This is a genomic window from Leucobacter chromiireducens subsp. solipictus, from assembly GCF_016758195.1.
Lineage (GTDB): Bacteria > Actinomycetota > Actinomycetes > Actinomycetales > Microbacteriaceae > Leucobacter > Leucobacter solipictus.
This window is the reverse complement of sequence record NZ_QYAC01000001.1, coordinates 485456-500824: the sequence shown is the minus strand read 5'-3', so window position 1 is coordinate 500824 and position 15369 is coordinate 485456. Positions and strand designations below refer to the sequence as shown.

The 15369-nt window shown below is 69.5% G+C and carries 21 protein-coding genes; 11 read left to right on the top strand and 10 right to left on the bottom strand.

From position 1 onward, the window contains the following. Positions 1 to 16 precede the first annotated feature (16 nt). From D3230_RS02335 to D3230_RS02325, 3 genes are all read left to right on the top strand, one after another. The gene (locus tag D3230_RS02335; protein ID WP_202343378.1) at positions 17 to 919 is read left to right on the top strand and encodes an SseB family protein; all 903 of its coding nucleotides are present in this window, start codon (positions 17 to 19) and stop codon (positions 917 to 919) included. A gap of 73 nt (positions 920 to 992) precedes the next feature. Beyond that, the gene (locus D3230_RS02330) at positions 993 to 2558 is read left to right on the top strand and encodes a sodium-dependent transporter (protein WP_202343377.1); all 1566 of its coding nucleotides are present in this window, start codon (positions 993 to 995) and stop codon (positions 2556 to 2558) included. Then, on the top strand, positions 2555 to 2704 hold the full coding sequence (locus D3230_RS02325; RefSeq protein WP_202343376.1) for a methionine/alanine import family NSS transporter small subunit: 150 nt from the start codon (positions 2555 to 2557) through the stop codon (positions 2702 to 2704). The genes D3230_RS02330 and D3230_RS02325 overlap by 4 nt, the downstream gene beginning before the upstream one ends. 21 nt (positions 2705 to 2725) lie before the next feature. On the opposite strand, the gene D3230_RS02320 is transcribed toward D3230_RS02325, so the two are convergent. Both D3230_RS02320 and D3230_RS02315 read right to left on the bottom strand, forming a co-directional pair. Further along, positions 2726 to 3052: an AzlD domain-containing protein gene (locus D3230_RS02320; RefSeq protein ID WP_202343375.1), complete on the bottom strand. Its 327-nt coding sequence runs from the start codon at positions 3050 to 3052 to the stop codon at positions 2726 to 2728. Beyond that, on the bottom strand, positions 3045 to 3767 hold the full coding sequence (locus D3230_RS02315) for an AzlC family ABC transporter permease (protein ID WP_202343374.1): 723 nt from the start codon (positions 3765 to 3767) through the stop codon (positions 3045 to 3047). Before D3230_RS02315 ends, D3230_RS02320 begins: the two co-directional genes overlap by 8 nt. 79 nt (positions 3768 to 3846) lie before the next feature. On the opposite strand from D3230_RS02315, the gene D3230_RS02310 reads away from it, so the two are divergent. Continuing rightward, positions 3847 to 4281 (top strand): Lrp/AsnC family transcriptional regulator, encoded by a 435-nt coding sequence (locus D3230_RS02310; protein ID WP_202343373.1) that lies wholly within the window; start codon positions 3847 to 3849, stop codon positions 4279 to 4281. A gap of 42 nt (positions 4282 to 4323) precedes the next feature. Here D3230_RS02310 and D3230_RS02305 read toward each other — a convergent pair whose 3' ends face one another. Beyond that, positions 4324 to 4707: a DUF1844 domain-containing protein gene (locus tag D3230_RS02305; RefSeq protein ID WP_202343372.1), complete on the bottom strand. Its 384-nt coding sequence runs from the start codon at positions 4705 to 4707 to the stop codon at positions 4324 to 4326. 269 nt (positions 4708 to 4976) lie between these two features. Between D3230_RS02305 and infC the strand changes: the two genes are divergently transcribed. The 4 genes from infC (at position 4977) to D3230_RS02285 (ending at position 7180) form a co-directional block, all read left to right on the top strand. Continuing rightward, entirely contained in the window at positions 4977 to 5582 is a 606-nt protein-coding gene (gene infC / locus D3230_RS02300; protein ID WP_337249071.1) for a translation initiation factor IF-3, read from the top strand. A 72-nt stretch (positions 5583 to 5654) separates the two neighbouring features. Next, entirely contained in the window at positions 5655 to 5849 is a 195-nt protein-coding gene (rpmI, locus tag D3230_RS02295) for a 50S ribosomal protein L35 (RefSeq protein WP_202343370.1), read from the top strand. Between the two features lie 49 nt (positions 5850 to 5898). After that, positions 5899 to 6282, top strand: coding sequence for a 50S ribosomal protein L20 (gene rplT, locus D3230_RS02290; protein ID WP_202343369.1), 384 nt, complete (start codon positions 5899 to 5901; stop codon positions 6280 to 6282). Between the two features lie 100 nt (positions 6283 to 6382). Beyond that, positions 6383 to 7180: a TrmH family RNA methyltransferase gene (locus tag D3230_RS02285; RefSeq protein ID WP_202343368.1), complete on the top strand. Its 798-nt coding sequence runs from the start codon at positions 6383 to 6385 to the stop codon at positions 7178 to 7180. On the opposite strand, the gene D3230_RS02280 is transcribed toward D3230_RS02285, so the two are convergent. Further along, on the bottom strand, positions 7164 to 7565 hold the full coding sequence (locus tag D3230_RS02280) for a winged helix-turn-helix transcriptional regulator (protein ID WP_202343367.1): 402 nt from the start codon (positions 7563 to 7565) through the stop codon (positions 7164 to 7166). The genes D3230_RS02285 and D3230_RS02280 overlap by 17 nt on opposite strands. A 94-nt stretch (positions 7566 to 7659) precedes the next feature. Between D3230_RS02280 and D3230_RS02275 the strand changes: the two genes are divergently transcribed. Continuing rightward, positions 7660 to 8757, top strand: a complete 1098-nt coding sequence (locus tag D3230_RS02275) for an LLM class flavin-dependent oxidoreductase (protein WP_202343366.1) — start codon at positions 7660 to 7662, stop codon at positions 8755 to 8757. Continuing rightward, entirely contained in the window at positions 8754 to 9398 is a 645-nt protein-coding gene (locus D3230_RS02270) for an NADPH-dependent F420 reductase (protein WP_202343365.1), read from the top strand. The genes D3230_RS02275 and D3230_RS02270 overlap by 4 nt, the downstream gene beginning before the upstream one ends. A 72-nt stretch (positions 9399 to 9470) precedes the next feature. On the opposite strand, the gene D3230_RS02265 is transcribed toward D3230_RS02270, so the two are convergent. After that, entirely contained in the window at positions 9471 to 10922 is a 1452-nt protein-coding gene (locus D3230_RS02265) for an MDR family MFS transporter (RefSeq protein ID WP_337249051.1), read from the bottom strand. Continuing rightward, a complete protein-coding gene (locus D3230_RS02260; protein ID WP_237466657.1) occupies positions 10919 to 11296 on the bottom strand; it encodes a DoxX family protein in 378 nt (125 codons plus the stop codon). The genes D3230_RS02265 and D3230_RS02260 overlap by 4 nt, the downstream gene beginning before the upstream one ends. A gap of 142 nt (positions 11297 to 11438) precedes the next feature. Between D3230_RS02260 and D3230_RS02255 the strand changes: the two genes are divergently transcribed. Continuing rightward, the gene (locus D3230_RS02255; protein ID WP_337249050.1) at positions 11439 to 11894 is read left to right on the top strand and encodes a winged helix-turn-helix transcriptional regulator; all 456 of its coding nucleotides are present in this window, start codon (positions 11439 to 11441) and stop codon (positions 11892 to 11894) included. Positions 11895 to 11937: 43 nt separating this feature from the next. Here D3230_RS02255 and D3230_RS02250 read toward each other — a convergent pair whose 3' ends face one another. The 4 genes from D3230_RS02250 to D3230_RS02235 form a co-directional block, all read right to left on the bottom strand. Continuing rightward, a complete protein-coding gene (locus D3230_RS02250) occupies positions 11938 to 13215 on the bottom strand; it encodes a Dyp-type peroxidase (protein ID WP_202343364.1) in 1278 nt (425 codons plus the stop codon). After that, on the bottom strand, positions 13205 to 13840 hold the full coding sequence (locus tag D3230_RS02245; RefSeq protein WP_202343363.1) for a copper chaperone PCu(A)C: 636 nt from the start codon (positions 13838 to 13840) through the stop codon (positions 13205 to 13207). Before D3230_RS02245 ends, D3230_RS02250 begins: the two co-directional genes overlap by 11 nt. A 46-nt stretch (positions 13841 to 13886) precedes the next feature. Next, complete coding sequence (locus D3230_RS02240) at positions 13887 to 14570, bottom strand: copper resistance CopC family protein (protein ID WP_202343362.1); 684 nt, start codon at positions 14568 to 14570, stop codon at positions 13887 to 13889. A 100-nt stretch (positions 14571 to 14670) separates the two neighbouring features. After that, positions 14671 to 15306, bottom strand: a complete 636-nt coding sequence (locus tag D3230_RS02235; protein ID WP_202343361.1) for a hypothetical protein — start codon at positions 15304 to 15306, stop codon at positions 14671 to 14673. Positions 15307 to 15369 lie beyond the last annotated feature (63 nt).

Here is a 15369-nt window from a genome sequence, read left to right as displayed (position 1 = left end):
GGAAGTCAGGGGTCACATGGCGATCAAGAAGCTCCCGTCCACGGGTGACGCGCCGCGCTCGACGGGCGTTCCGGAGAGCCTCGTCCCCGGGGGCGCGGGCGATTCGGCGGGGTTCCCGTGGGAAGGCCGCACCTTCGACCACCACGGCACGGCCTTCGCCGACGACGCGGGGGACACCCCCGCGGCGCTTGCGGCCGCGGTCGCCGGGCTGCGCGCCGCCGCAAGCGCGGCCGGGACGGCGACATCGGCGGACGCGCACTGGGCCGCGGTCGCCGAGATCGCAGAGGCCCACGCTGCCGTCATCGCGGCACTCGGCGAGTGCCGCGTGCTCGTCCCGATGCTTGCGGAGGCGGGCGACCTTGGGGTGACCCCCGAGGGGAAGACCGTCGAGAAGACGCAGGAGCTCTCGATCGTGACGGTCGCGGCACCCGACGGCCGGCGTGTGCTCCCCGTGTTTAGCTCGGTCGACACGCTGGCGCGCTGGCACCCCGAGGCGCGACCGATACCGGTTCCGGCGACCCAGGCCGCGCTGGCCGCGGTGCAGGAGCTCACGGATCTGATGATCATCGACGCCGCGACCCCGGAGGCCGAGTACGGCGTGCGTCGTCCGTCGCTGCGCGCGCTCGCGCTGGGCGAGCGGTACGTCCCGGCGTGGGCCGACGAGGAGGTGCTCGCCGCGTTCCGCGCCGCCGTCGCCGGGAATCCCGCGGTGTCCGATCTGTGGTTGTCGCCCGGCGATCCGGAGGGGCGCCTCCTCGCTCCCGAGGTGGATGTGAACCTCGCGATCGTGCCGGGCCTCGCGCGCGAGGAGCTCGCGGAACTGTTGCAGCGTGCCCAGACCCACTGGGCACGCTCCGAGGTGATCGCGGAGCGGGTCGACTCGATGCGGGTGCGCCCCATCGCGCAACCGGCGAACTGACACCGGGAACGGGAACCCTGCTACGCTCTCCGGGTGCCCCGGTCCGCCCCGGACCGCCGACGAAGTGAGAGTGATGAGCCAGACGACGACGACAGCCAGCGCCCCGGCGCGCGCCGAATGGACCGGCCAGTTCGGGTTCATTATCTCCGCGATCGGTTCCGCGGTGGGGCTCGGCAATATTTGGCGTTTCCCCGGCGTCGCGTATGAGAACGGTGGCGGTGCCTTCCTGATCCCGTACATCGTCGCGCTGCTGACCGCCGGGATTCCGATCCTCTTCCTGGACTACGCGATCGGGCACCGCTTCCGGGGCTCGGCCCCGCTCGCGCTGCGCCGCGTCGCCGGGAAGCTCGGCGAGGGCATCGGCTGGTTCCAGGTGATGATCTGCGTCTTTATCGCGATCTACTACACCGCGGTGTTGGCCTGGGCCTCAAGCTATTTCGTGTTCTCCTTCAACCTCTCCTGGGGCGAGGACGCCGCGGGCTACTTCACGGGCGAATACCTGAAGCTCGCGGATCAGCCGTTCACGCTCGATTTCGTGCCCGCGGTGCTGATCCCGCTCATCCTGATGTGGGGAGTCGCGCTCGTCGTGCTCGGCGCCGGCGTGGTCAAGGGCGTGCAGCGCTTGAACATGGTGGCGATTCCGCTGCTCGTGGTCGGTTTCGTGATCCTCGTGGTCCGCGCGCTCTTCCTCCCGGGGGCCACGGAGGGCCTGAACGCGCTGTTTACCCCGGATTTCGCCGCCCTCGCGGATCCCTCGGTCTGGGTCGCGGCGTACAGCCAGATCTTCTTCTCGCTGTCGGTGGCCTTCGGCATCATGATGACGTACTCGTCGTACCGCAAGCGGCGCTCGAACATGACGAGCCCCGGGCTCGTCGTCGCATTCGGGAACTCCTCGTTTGAGATCCTCGCCGGCATCGGCGTGTTTGCGACGCTCGGCTTCTTCGCGCACCAGCAGGGCGTGGGCGTGGGCGAGCTCGAGGGGCTGAAGGGGGTCGGGCTCGCGTTCATGACGTTCCCGGCGATCGCGACGCAGATGCCGGGCGGCGAGATCTTCGGCGCGCTGTTCTTCGGCGCGCTCACCCTCGCCGGACTCACCTCGATGATCTCGATCATGGAGGTGATCCTCGCCGGCGTGATGGACAAGTTCGGGCTTACCCGAAAGCGCGCGGTGTACGGGATCGGCGGCGTGCTCGCCGTGATCTCGGTGGTGCTGTTCGGCACGACCTCGGGACTGACCGCGCTGGACACGATCGACAACTGGGCCAACAACATCGGCATCGTGGCCTCCGCCGTGGTCATGACGATCACCGTGCTCTGGATCCGGCGCGCCGGGACCGAGCTCAGCGGACACCTGAGCGCGCTGTCCACGTTCAAGGTGGGCCGGGTCTGGCTCGTCTGCGTCTCCGTGCTGGGCCCCGTCGTGCTCGGCTACATGCTGGTCGCGACGATCGTCGACTTGCTCGCCACCCCGTTCTCGGGCTACGACACCGGATACCTCGCGATTGTCGGCTGGGGCTCCATCGCGGTGATGATCATCTGTTCGATCCTCCTCACCATGAGTCCCTGGCGGTACAACCCGGACCGTTTCACCCCCTGGCCGCCCGTGGGCGCCGCCGCAGCGAAGGAGACCGCACGATGACCCCCATTGCCATCTCGTTCCTGGTGCTGGCGCTGATCATCATCTGGGGCGGGCTGATCGCCAGCACCGTCTTCCTGATGCGCCGGCCCGAGGTTGCCGAGTACCCGGCTGGCGGCGAGGACGGACGCGGGGAGCGGATCGAGTAGCGGGCGCCGGCCCGCCGCGCGCTAGAGCAGGTTGAGGAGCAGCACGTAGCAGGCGGTTCCCGCGGCGATGCTCAACAGCGCCCGCCGTTTCCCGAGCAGGTGGACGGCGATGGTCACCGCGGCCGCGGCCGCGACCATCCACGCCTGTCCGGGGCGCTGCACGAGTTCGTCGCGGAGCACCACCACCGCGAGGATGAGCATGATGCCGACGGGCATCCAGCGCCCCAGCGCCTGCACGAACCGAGACGTGCGCAGCGGCTTCAGGATCGCGAAGGGCAGGGCCCGGAGCAGCAGGGTGATGAGCCCGGCGAGCACGATCGCCGAGATGAGATAGCCCAGATCAGGCACGTGCGGCTCCTCGGGTCAGGGCGTATCGGAGCGCCAAGCTCACCGTGAAGATGATGAGTGCCGCCAGCAGCGCCTGGTCCGGGAACGCGACGAGCGCGACCGCGGCGGCGAGCCCGGCGAGGAGCGCCGAGGGGAGTTCGCGCGTGCTGCGGAGCGCGTCGAGCGTCATCACGATGAACAGGGCGACGAGCGCAAACTCGAAGCCCTCGATCGGGGAGGGAAGGGCACCGGCGAGCCAGACGCCGAGGAGCCCGCCGCCGACCCAGTACAGCTGCATCGCGAGCTGGCCCGTGACCATCCGGGTTGGGCTGAGCTTCTCGGGCGGCATGAGTGCGTAGGTGGCGTAGGCCTCGTCGACCATGGCGTACACGGAGTAGGCGCGTGGCAGCCCGGGGCGAAGCCGGGTGATCGGGAACGAGAGCGCGTAGAACACGTGGCGAAAGTTCACCGCCAGCACGGTGACCGCGATGGTCACGAGGGGTGTCGCCGCGGCGAGCATGCCCACGAGGAGCAGCTCGACCGAGCCGGCGAACACGCCGACCGCGAGGGCGGGGGAGACCCACCAGGGCAGCCCCGCTTGGACGACGAGCACCCCGAGGGCGATGCCGAGCGGAAAGATCCCGAGCCCGACGCCGAGCGAATCGCTGAGTCCCGCCCCGATCTGGGCGCGGCGTGAGGCGGGGGTCCCAACGTGCGGGGGCGGGGGTGCGGGCATAGAACCAGTGTGGCGGAGATCGCGCGCAATATGGGTGCGGAAAGATGCAGAACCCGGGACGACTCGGCAATATAGAGTAATGGATGCACTCGATCACGCAATTCTTGACGAGCTTGTGCGGGATGGGCGGATCACAAATGTCGAACTCGCCTCGCGTGTCGGGCTCACGCCGGGTCCCTGCCTGCGGCGGGTGCAACGCCTCGAAGCGGACGGCGTGATCCGGGGGTACCGAGCCGAGCTCGATCCCGCGGCGGTGGGGCGGGGCTTTGAGGTGATCCTGCACGTCGATCTCGTGACCCAGGAGGCGGCGGTGGTGGCCCACTTCGAGGCCGAGGCCGGCGGATTCCCTGAGGTCGTGGAGATGAAGCGACTGTTCGGCTCGCCAGACTACTTTCTGCGGATCGCCGCGGCGGACCTCGCGCGATACGAGGAGTTCTTAACGGGGCGGATCATGTCCATTCGGGGTGTGGGAAAGGTCAGCTCCCACTTCTCCATGAAAAACATCAAGGGCTGAACGCCCCGGAAATCCGGAGAAGCGGGAGCTGCGCGTGAAAAGCTAGTTGACCGGGCCGGTGTACTTCTCGCCCGGGCCCTTGCCGGGGGCGTCGGGGATCGCGGAGGCCTCACGGAAGGCGAGCTGCACGGAGCGCAGGCCGTCGCGCAGGCTGCGGGCGTGCATGTCGCTGACCTCGGGGGCGGCCGCGGTGATCAGGCCGGCGAGCGCGTTGATGAGCTTGCGGGCCTCGTCGAGGTCGATCTGCGTGTCCGGGTCGTCGGCGAGGCCGACCTTGACCGCGGCGGCGCTGAGCAGGTGCACGGCGGCCGTGGTGATGACCTCGACGGCGGCGACGTCCGCGATGTCGCGCGTGGCCTGCGCCACGTCGTCCTGCTCGGGTGCGGCCTCCGGGCTCTGCGGGTGGTCGCTGGGGTTCTCGCTCATGCTGTCCTGACTGTCGCGGCGGTTGCGGAGCACCCGGTCGTGTGGAAACACGGTCGTGTGCTAGTATTGGTGACTGTTCTCGGTATCGCACCGAGATGCGGAAGAGGAGATTCTCCCACCCGGCACCTCATCTAGGTTACCGGGTTGTTCACGCCCCGCCTCCCAGGAGGCAGCACAAAGGGCGTGGGACGGCGCGTGCGCGGTCCGGATCTTCCTCAGCCGTGATTCCCCCGAGGGGGAGTACTCACACTGAAGCAGAGGAGCCGGCGATCAGCGATCCCCGTACGAATGACAGAATCCGCGTCCCCGAAGTGCGACTGGTTGGTGCCGGTGGCGAGCAGGTCGGTGTCGTGCCGATTGAAACCGCGCTGCGCATGGCGGCAGACGCCGATCTCGATCTCGTAGAGGTCGCCCCGAACTCGAAGCCTCCCGTTGCCAAGATCATGGACTTCGGGAAGTTCAAGTACGAGGCCGCGCAGAAGGCAAAGGAAGCTCGCCGCAACCAGGCAAACACGGTCCTCAAGGAGGTCCGTTTCCGCCTGAAGATCGACAAGCACGACTACGAGACCAAGACCAAGCGCGCGATCGGCTTCCTCGCCCAGGGCGACAAGGTCAAGGCAATGATCCTGTTCCGCGGTCGCGAGCAGTCGCGCCCCGAGCAGGGCGTGCGTCTGCTGCAGCAGTTCGCCGAGGACATCGTCGAGTACGGCACGGTGGAATCGAACCCCCGGATCGATGGCCGCAACATGGTCATGGTGATCGCCCCGCATAAGAACAAGTCCGAGGCAAAGGCCGAGCTCAACGCTCGCCGCGCCGAGGAAAAGGCCTCTCGGAAGGCAGAGAAGGCCGCTGAGCCTGAGGCTGCAGCCGAATAGTTCTCGGCAGAGCTGAGTCAGCTCGCCGGACACAACGCAGCCCTCGGGCGCGCACACAACAAGGAGAAATCGATGCCCAAGCAGAAGACCCACTCGGGTGCTAAGAAGCGCTTCAAGCTGACCGGTTCCGGCAAGCTCAAGAAGCAGCGTGCTGGCCTGCGCCACAACCTCGAGGTGAAGTCCACCCGCCGCAAGCGTCGCCTCGGTGCGGACCAGATCCTGTCCAAGGGTGACGCCAAGCAGGCAATGAAGCTCCTCGGTCACTAAGACGCGAGCACCACGCTTTTACACACAGAGTTTGTAAGGAAAAACTGAAATGGCAAGAGTCAAGCGGGCCGTCAACGCCCACAAGAAGCGTCGCGTAATCCTCGAGCGTGCCGAGGGCTACCGCGGACAGCGTTCGCGCCTGTACCGCAAGGCCAAGGAGCAGGTCACCCACTCCCTCGTCTACGCGTACAACGACCGTCGCAAGAAGAAGGGCGACTTCCGTCGCCTGTGGATCCAGCGCATCAACGCTGGTGCCCGCGCGAACGGCCTGACGTACAACCGCTTCATCCAGGGCCTCGGCCTCGCGGGCGTCGAGGTTGACCGTCGTATGCTCTCCGAGCTCGCCACGAACGAGCCGCAGGCCTTCGCCGCGCTCGTCGAGGTCGCCAAGCAGGCTCTGCCCGAGGACACCTCGGCACCCAAGGCTGCCTAACCCGCTCCGCAGCTGTGACCGCGGGCCCCGTCCAACTGGACGGGGCCCGCGGTTTTTTTGGGGCGCGATCCGGGTCCGCGTGGGCCGCTACAGTGGGAGGGTGATCGATAACCCCAAGTCTGGCCGTGTCAAGAAGACCGCGGCGCTCGCCCGCAAGCGGGAGCGCCGGGAGCACGGCCGCTTCCTGGTGGAGGGGCCGCAGGCGGTCCGGGAGCTGCTCGCCTTCCAGCCGGGGCTTGCCGAGGTGGTGTTCGCGACGAACGGCGAGGAGGCGTGGCAGCGGGAGATCGCGCAGCTCGCGTCCGAGGCCGGTGTGGACGTCGAACGCGTCACCGGGCCCGTGCTCGCCGCGATGACCGAGACCGTGACGCCGCAGGGAGTCGTGGCGGTGGCCCGGACCTGGCAGACGCCACTCGCGGACGCGTGTGCGGACGCCCGCCTCGTGGTGATCATGCACGAGGTGCGGGATCCGGGGAACGCGGGCGCGGTGCTGCGGGCGGCCGATGCCGCCGGCGCCGACGCGGTGGTGTTTGCGGGGGAGAGCATCGACCCGTTCCACCCGAAGGTCGTCCGCTCAACGACGGGCTCGCTGTTCCACCTCCCCGTTGTGGTGGCCCCGGATCTTGCGGAGGTCGTGGCCGCAGTGCGGGCCGCTGGACTGACCACGCTCGCGGCCGATGTGCGCGGCACGGATCTGCTCGCGGCGCGGGCCGAGGGCGTGCTCGCGGGACCCGTCGCCTGGGTGTTCGGCAACGAGGCGCGGGGGCTGTCTGAGGCCGAGCGCAGCCTCACCGACCGCTCGCTGAAGCTGCCGATCTTCGGTCAGGCGGAGTCGCTGAACCTCGCGACCGCCGCGAGCGTGCTGATCTACGAGACCGCGTTTAGCCAGCGGGGCTAGGGGTCTCGGACGGCACCGCCGCCCCGGAACGCCGCGCCCACTGCACGAGCGGGTGCAAGATCCGGATCAGCTCGGCACCGGAACTCGTCAGCCCGTAGCGAATCTGCACGGGGGTGCTGGGGATCACTGTGCGGGTGACGAGCCCCTGCGCCTCCAGCTCGCGCAGGCGTGCGGCGAGGAGGCGGTCGGAGATGCCATCGATCCCGCTCGCGAGTTCGGAGAAGCGCTGTGCCCCGCGCGCGAGCGCGAGCAGCACGGCCGCGGTCCACTTCCGGCCCGCGAGCTCGGCGGCCTCGCGGAAGAGTCGGCACTCCGCCTCGTTGATCGCGTGGGGGAGTGCGGGGTCCGGCGTGGGATGCGGCGGGGCGGTGGTCGCGGTGCTCATGCTTACCAATAGTAAGTGGCTCACCTGTGAGTTGAGCGAGTGTGTCCTCGAGAGGAGAGTGGAGACACCACACACGAGATGGAGGATCCAGCACATGCAGCTCGGCGTCTATAGTTTTGGCAACCAGGCCACCGATCCCGCGACCGGGAAGCTTGTGAGCACCGCACAGGCTCAGCGCGACCTTCTGGAGGCAATCGAGCTCGCCGACCAGGTGGGCCTCGAGTTCTTCGGCATCGGCGAGCATCACACCGAGGAGATGCCCGCATCGGCCGCCGCCGTGATCTTCGCCGCCGCGGCCGCGCGGACGAAGCGGATCCGGCTCGGCAGCGCCGTGACGGTGCTCAGCACCGAGGACCCGGTCCGGGTGTTTCAGCAGTTCGCGACGCTCGACGCCCTCTCGAACGGCCGGGCCGAGATCACGGCGGGGCGGGGATCCTCGATCGAGTCCTACCCGCTGTTCGGCTACAAGCTCGAGGACTACGACACGCTCTACGCCGAAAAGCTGGAGCTGCTGCTCGCGCTCAACGCGGGTCCGCGGGTGAGCTGGTCCGGTACCATGCGCGCCGCGCTGAACGACGAGCTCGTGGTGCCCCGGCCCGACCGTGGCGAGCTCCCGATCTGGCTCGGCACCGGCGGCAGCCCGAACTCGACCGTGCGCGCCGGTCAGCTGCAACTCCCGGTGTCCTACGGCATCATCGGCGGCGACCCAGTGCGCTTCCGGGCGCTCGCTGACCTCTACCGGCGGGCCTGGGCGGCCGGCCCCGCGACGGAACGGCTCCCGCAGATCTCGGTGGGGAACCCGGGCTTCATCGGCGACACTGATCAGTCCGCGCGCGATACCTTCTGGCCGACCTGGTACCGAGGCATGGCGGACATTGGCAAGCGACGCGGCTTCGCGCCACCCCAGCGCGCGCACTACGACATTGACGCGGAGCACGGCGCGCTGTTCATCGGTGGACCCGAGCAGATTGCGGAGCGCATCATTCGCCTGCACGGGGCGATGGGTCACATGCGCCAGTTCTTCCAGATGGACTTCCTGGGGCTGCCGCAACGGGACCTGTTGCGGTCGATCGAACTGCTCGGCACCCGGGTCAAGCCGCTCGTCGACGCCGAACTCGGGCCGGAGCCCGAGGTGGTCCCGAACCCGCTCGACGCGCGCGTCGCCGGTGCGGCGGCGGAGGCCGGGGAATGAGCCGCGTCGCCATTCTGGGCGTCGGGAAAGTGGGCACCGCGATTGCCCGTGCGGCGCACGCAGCGGGCCACGACGTGACCATCGCCGGATCGGGCGATCCGGCACCCGTGCAGTTCATCGTCGAGGTGATGGCGCCGGGGGTGCGCGTGGCTGCGGCCGCGGAGGCGGTGCGAGACGCGGAGATCGTGATCCTCGCGATCCCGCTCCCCAAGCTCGAGACGCTGTCCCCGGAGCTGCTCGCGGGCCATACGGTGATCGACGCGATGAATCACTGGGCACCCACCGATGGGGCGCTGCCCGCCGTGTTCGACGGCGCCTCGGACACGAGCACCGTCGTGGCCCGTCACCTCGCCGCATCGCGGGTCGTGAAGGCGCTGAATCACATCGGGTATCACGAGATGGAAGACGACGCGCGGCCGGAGGGCGCGCCGGATCGCCGTGGCCTGGCGGCCGTGTCCGACGACGCGGCCGCGGCGCAGCACGCGGCGGATCTCGTGTCGAGCTTCGGCTTCGACGTGATCGCGAGCACCCCGCTGCGGCTGGGGGCGGCGCTCGAACCCGGGTCGGAGATCTTTGCGGGCTCGTTCACGGCGCCGGAGATTCGCGAGCGGCTCGCGGCAGCGCACCTGAGCGCCGTCTAACTTACGGGAATCACCCACGAGGCCCGTGCCCCATCCATGGGGGCACGGGCCTCGTGGTCGTGCGGTGTCGCGTCAGTGCGCGGCGGGCCGGCGCACGAACCAGGTGCCGACGACGGTCAGCAGCGAGAGCGCCGCGCCCACGGTGAACGCGAACGCGATCCCGTCCGCGGAGGCGGCGACCTCCGTGGCACCGGCGGCCGCCGCGGAGGCCGAGCGAATGCCGAGCACGGTGACGAAGAGCGCCGTGCCGATCGCGCCCGCGAGCTGCTGGATCGCCCCCACGGTGGCGGAGCCGTGGGAGTACAGGGGTGCGGGAAGCGAGCCGAGGGCCGAGGTGAGCAGCGGGGTCATCATCATCGCCAGGCCGAGCGAGAGCGCGACGTGGCCGAGCATCACCGCCACCGGGGCCGTGTGCTCAGAGAGCAACGTCATCGACCACAGGGCGGCGCTCGCGACGATCGCCCCGGGGATCACGAGCGGTCGCGGCCCGAAGCGATCGAAGAGGCGGCCGATCAGCGGGGCGATGAGGCCCATGATGAGTCCGCCCGGCAGCATCAGCAGCCCCGTCGTGACGGGATCGAGCAGGAGCACGTTCTGGAGGTAGACGGGGAGCAGGATCAGCGTGCCGAACATCGCCGCCATCATCACGACCACGAGCGCGACGGCCAGCGCGAAGGACCGCGACTGGAACACCCGAAGATCGAGCAGCGCACGATCGTCGCGCTGCAGCACGATCTGCCGCCACACGAACAGTGCGAGGGCGGCCGCGCCCACGATCAGGGTGATGATCCCGGTGGTGAGCTGGCCCTCGCCGCCGGCCCCGATCGTCGAGAACCCGTACACCAGTCCGCCGAAGCCGAGCGCCGAAAGCGGGACCGAGAGCAGGTCGAGCGGCGTCGCGCGGGTCTCGCCGACGTTGCGCAGCTGGAGCAGGCCAAGGATCAGCATGAAGCCGCCGATGGGGAGCACGAACCAGAACAGTGCGCGCCAGGAGAACGCGTTCAGGATCAGGCCGGATACCGTCGGGCCGAGCGCGGGGGCGACCGCCATGACGATCGTGATCCGACCCATGAAGCGTCCGCGTGAGGCCGCGGGGATCAGGGTCATGATGGCGGTCATCAGCATCGGCATCATCATCGCCGTCCCCGCAGCCTGTACGATGCGGGCACCGAGCAGGACCGGGAAGGTCGGGGAGATCGCGCCGAGGAGCGTCCCCGCGGTGAACAGCGTCATCGCGATCGTGAAGATCTGCCGCGTCGTGAAGCGCTGGAGCAGGTATCCGGTCGTGGGAATCACCACGGCCATCGTGAGCATGAACGCCGTCGTGGTCCACTGGGCGGCGCTGAGCGTGATGTCGAGATCCGCGGTGAGGTGGGGCAGCGCGACGCCCATGACGGTTTCGTTCAGGATCGTGACGAACGCCGCGCCGAGCATCAGCCAGATCGCGCGCGTGCTCCCGGGGGCCGGTGCCGCCCCGGCGACGGGCGCGGTGTCGGGCGTGGTGTGGGTATCGGGAGAGGTCACAGCTGCACCCCGACAAAGGTGAGCGTCGAGAGCACCGCCACCGCGACGGCAAGCACGGCGAGCACGATGTTCATGATGAACGGCTCGTTCAGGCGGCGGTGAGCGGACACGGCGAGGATCTGGATGATCGCGAGGCCCACGGCCGCGATGGGGGCCAGGATCGGCGCGATCCCGAGCAGCGGCGGGACAATGACGCCGACGACGCCGAGGACCTCCGCGGCCCCGATGAACTTCACCCGACCGGGCGAGAGCACCTGCAGCGTGGGCATGGGCATCTCGGCGTGGGGCTTTGCGAGCTTCATGCCCCCGGCCATGAGGAACATGAACGCAAGGATTCCGGAGAGGACCCACGTGGTGATGGTCAGGGCAAGCATGGCGTGAACTCCTAGAGTAACTAACGGTAACTGAGGTACAGTGAGTAAGTATCAAGCATGAGGGGGCAGGCACCGCAACGTGACTGAGTTACCTCCGTGTAACGACCCCCGGCCGCACTCAGGAGTGGAAAGGAATCCCCGTATGCGCGCAGACGTCCTCCCGTCCGGGCCCCCGGCCCCCGTTGCTTCCGTCGCACCCGCCGGCGACGAGCCGAATATGCAGCACATCTGCGACGTGGACGGGGCCGAGGCCGAGGTGTTCCGGTCCATCCTGAGTCGCGTGGGGGACAAGTGGAGCATGATGCTCATCGGCATGCTGCAGGAGGGGCCGTATCGGTTCACCGAGCTCAAGCGGATGACCCCCGGGATCTCCGCACGCATGCTCACGTTCACGCTCCGCCAACTCGAACGCGACGGGCTGGTGGAGCGCACCGTGTACGCGGAGATTCCGCCGCGGGTCGAATACCGGGCGACGCAGCTCGGTCGCACGCTCGTGGGGCCGGTGATGGCGATCGCCGAGTGGGCGAGCACGCACCAGGCCGACATCGTCGCGCACCGTGACGCCTACGATACGACGGAGGCGGCGGCAGGACGCTAGGTCTCGCCGCCGCCTCACAGCGACCCCTCAGTGCGCCGCGGAGCTACCCGGCGCTCGGCGTCTCTCCCAGGAGCGTGCCCCCGAGGAGTTGCCCGTCCCGGAATCCGGGCAGGATCGCAAACACGGCCGAGCCGGTGTGGGTCACCCACTCGTTGAGCAGGTCGAGCTCGTCGAGTCGCTGCTGAATCGGGACGAACTGCCGCAGCGGGTTGCGCTGGTAGCAGGCGAAGAGGAGGCCGGATTCGCCGCCCTCGTCGTAGTTCACCGCGCGGCGGAAGATCCGCTCGGAGGGGTCCTCCGAGCGCGCGCGCCGAATGTGCGCGTAGCTCGGAATGACCGGCAAACCGATCTCGTTCTTCGCCTCGTAGTCCACGGGCGTGTGCTCGGTTCCGCCCGTGAGCGGTGCCCCATCGGCGAGCGTGCGCCCGATGGTCTGCTCGCGGCCCGGCCGATCCACACGATCCCAGGTGTCGAGCTCCATCCGGATCCGGCGCAGCACGAGCGCGCTCCCACCGGTGAGCCAGGCGGTCGCCGCCGGCCGAGCATCCGATGCCTGTACCCACACGAGTTCGGAGAAGTCCTCGTCGGCGGGGTCGGGATTGATGGTGCCGTCAACCTGCCCCATGAGGTTGCGCATGGTGGTGCCGTCAGGCTCGGACGCTCGCGCCTGCCGGAACCCCTGCTGCGTCCAGGCGTGATCCGCGAAGCTCCGAAGATCCCGGTGCAGCATGCGGGCGGCGTGCGCGATCGGGAGCGGATCGTCTGCCTGGAGCAGGATCAGCAGATCGCCCCCGTCATGCCGCCCATCGAGCTGATCGAGGCTGAACTTCGGCAGCGGTGCAAGCCACTCGGGCCGGAGCGCCGGATCGACGCGATCAACCAGGCCGGGACCCACGCCCACGGTGACGGTGAGCCGAGACGGGCGCGCGGCGAGCTCCGGCTCGGAATCCGCGAGGGGAGCGACCCCCGAGGTGAGCCCCTCGACGTCGCCCGTCAGAATCCGGAACATCCGGACGAGGCCGGCCCGGTCGGTCTCCGGCTTCAGCGTGTAGGCGACGTAGCGCTGGTGCGCGGTTGGCGGGGTGGTCACCCCGGCCTGGTGCGCGCCGTGGCACGGCAGCGTCTCGCCCCCGAACGCGACGGCCTCGGCCGTGGCACCCGCGGAATCACGGAGCGCGGGGATCCCGAGCGCCGCACCGAGGCCGAGCGCGGCCCCGATTCCGGCACCCGCGGCACCCCCGGTGAGCAGGGCACGCCGCCCGAAGCGCCGCGCGTCGCGGGCCTCCGGCGGCGTGCGAGCGTCGAGGGTGCTATCCGGCATGCTCGGCATGTGACGCCCCCGCGTCGGTGTCGCTCTGGTCCGTGTCGCCGTGGTCCATGCCCTCCATGTCGCCGTGGTCCATGCCCTCGACATCCTCGTAGTTCTCCTGCGCGCCCTCGTAGTCCTTCACGAGCACGCTGGTCTTCACGGTGGACCCATCGGCGAAGGTGAGTGTGAGCTTCACCTCGTCGCCGGCGAGCAGGGGCTGCGCGAGGTCCATGAACATGATGTGGTCGCCGCCCGGCTCGAGCTCATAGGATCCGCCGGCCGGGATCACAAAGCCGCCCTCCTTCTCGCGCATGGTGGCGTTCGCGCCGGTGGTGACCGTCTCGTGCAGCTCGATCATCCCGGCCGCCGGGCTCGCCACGCTGACGAGGGTGAGATCCTCGTCGCCGGAGTTCGTGAGCGATCCGAACACGCCGGTCATCCCGTCGCCCGCCTTGGCCCAGCCGTCGGCGAGCTCGAAGGCCGCCGTCGCATCCGTCGCGGTCTCCGCCGAAGCCTTCGGATCGGATGCGGCCGGAGCGCTGGAGCAGCCGCTCAACAGGAGCGTCGCCGCGAGCGCGGCCCCGGAGATCGCGAGGACCCGGCGTGCGGGGGTGGGGCGTGCAAAAATCTGGTTCATCAGAGTGTGCCTTTCAGCAAGTGTGTGTCAGTGAAATCTCGGTGGATCAGGAGTCCGCGCCGGGTGCCGCGTCGGCGGCCATGCCCTGTGCGCGTCGGCGATTCGCGACGATCGCGGCGGTGACGCCGCCGGCGACGACCGCAACCCCGCCGACCGCGATCGCGATGATCGCGCCGACGGGCAGGCCGTCGGACTCCTCGGCCGGCGCGGAATCGCCCTCGGCCGTGATCTCAGTTTCTGTCTCCGATGTGGTGCCCGAGGGGGTGGGGGCGGCGACGATCTCGCCGCTCCCGTCCGCAGCGATCGCGATCCCGAAGACGCCCTCGATGGGGTGGCCGTCGCTCGACACCACGCGCCAGGCCGCGGCGTAGTCGCCGGGGGCGAGATCCGCCGCGAGGGCCTGCGTGACCTTCGGTCCCTCGATCTCCGGGCCGCCGTCCGCCGCATCCTCGCCGTCGGGTCCCGTCACCAGGATCTCGGTGCCGACCTCGATGATGCTGTTGCTGAACGTCAGCTGGAACGCCTGCGCCTCGCCCGAGGCCTCATTCGCCACGACGGTGGTGTTGATGAGCTCGTCATGCGCGAGTGCCGGGGAAGCGACCCCGAACAGGGACGCGCCGGCGAGCAGCAGCACCGCCGCAGCGGCACCGTGCGTGCGACGCGTGGCCGTGCGCACGCGGGCGCGGGCGGAATCAAGCGGGGTCAGGGAGCGGGTGTTCGGACGGGACATAGCGGTCTGCTTTCCTTCGGCGGGGTCGCCGGAATGAGGGCTCGCCAGGCGGCGGTTGCCGCGTGATCCCGAGCCGAGGAGAAATGGAGAAGAAACTGGATCAGACCGCGCAGGGCGGGCCGCGGTGCGTGATCGCTGCCGAGGAGAAGAGCTGATCGCGCAGGGGGAAGCGCGGTGCCGCGAGCTGCAGCGCGGGACGAGGCGCGGGGAGCGGGGTCCGCACGACCGCAACCGGCAGGGCCCGAAGGAGGGTGCGGAGCAGCGCGCTGCCCGCCCGCTCGCCGCGCGCCAGAAGCCCGATCGTGAGCGCCGCGGCGACCGCGTGCCAGAACCACATGGAGGCATCGGCGGCCCCGGCCGACGCCAGATCCGGTGCAAACGATTGGATCGCCGCGAGGTGGGCGGCGTGCGGGGAGGCCATCGGGGTGCCGGCGGCCGCGCCGCTCGTGAGCCCCAGCCCCGCAAAGGTCCAGTGATAGACGAACTGCGACGCGGCGACGGCGACGCTCAGCCGCCACAGCGAACCCACGCGCCCGGCGAGCGCGACGCACAACGGCAGCGTGAAGATCACGGTCGCGACGACCGAGGCCCAGGTGATGACGCCGCCCGCGATCCCGTGCGAGGCCGCGGCAAGCAGCGTCGCGACGAGCGCCCCCGCAGCCCCCCTGAGAACGCGGGCACCGCGGCTCACCCGGATCGCCGGGCGAGCGCGCGCTGCGTGTCGCGAACTCTGCATGGCCCCATGCTACCCGGATGTGGCTGGAACCCGAGCCAGAGCGGCGGCACACAGGGTAGACTC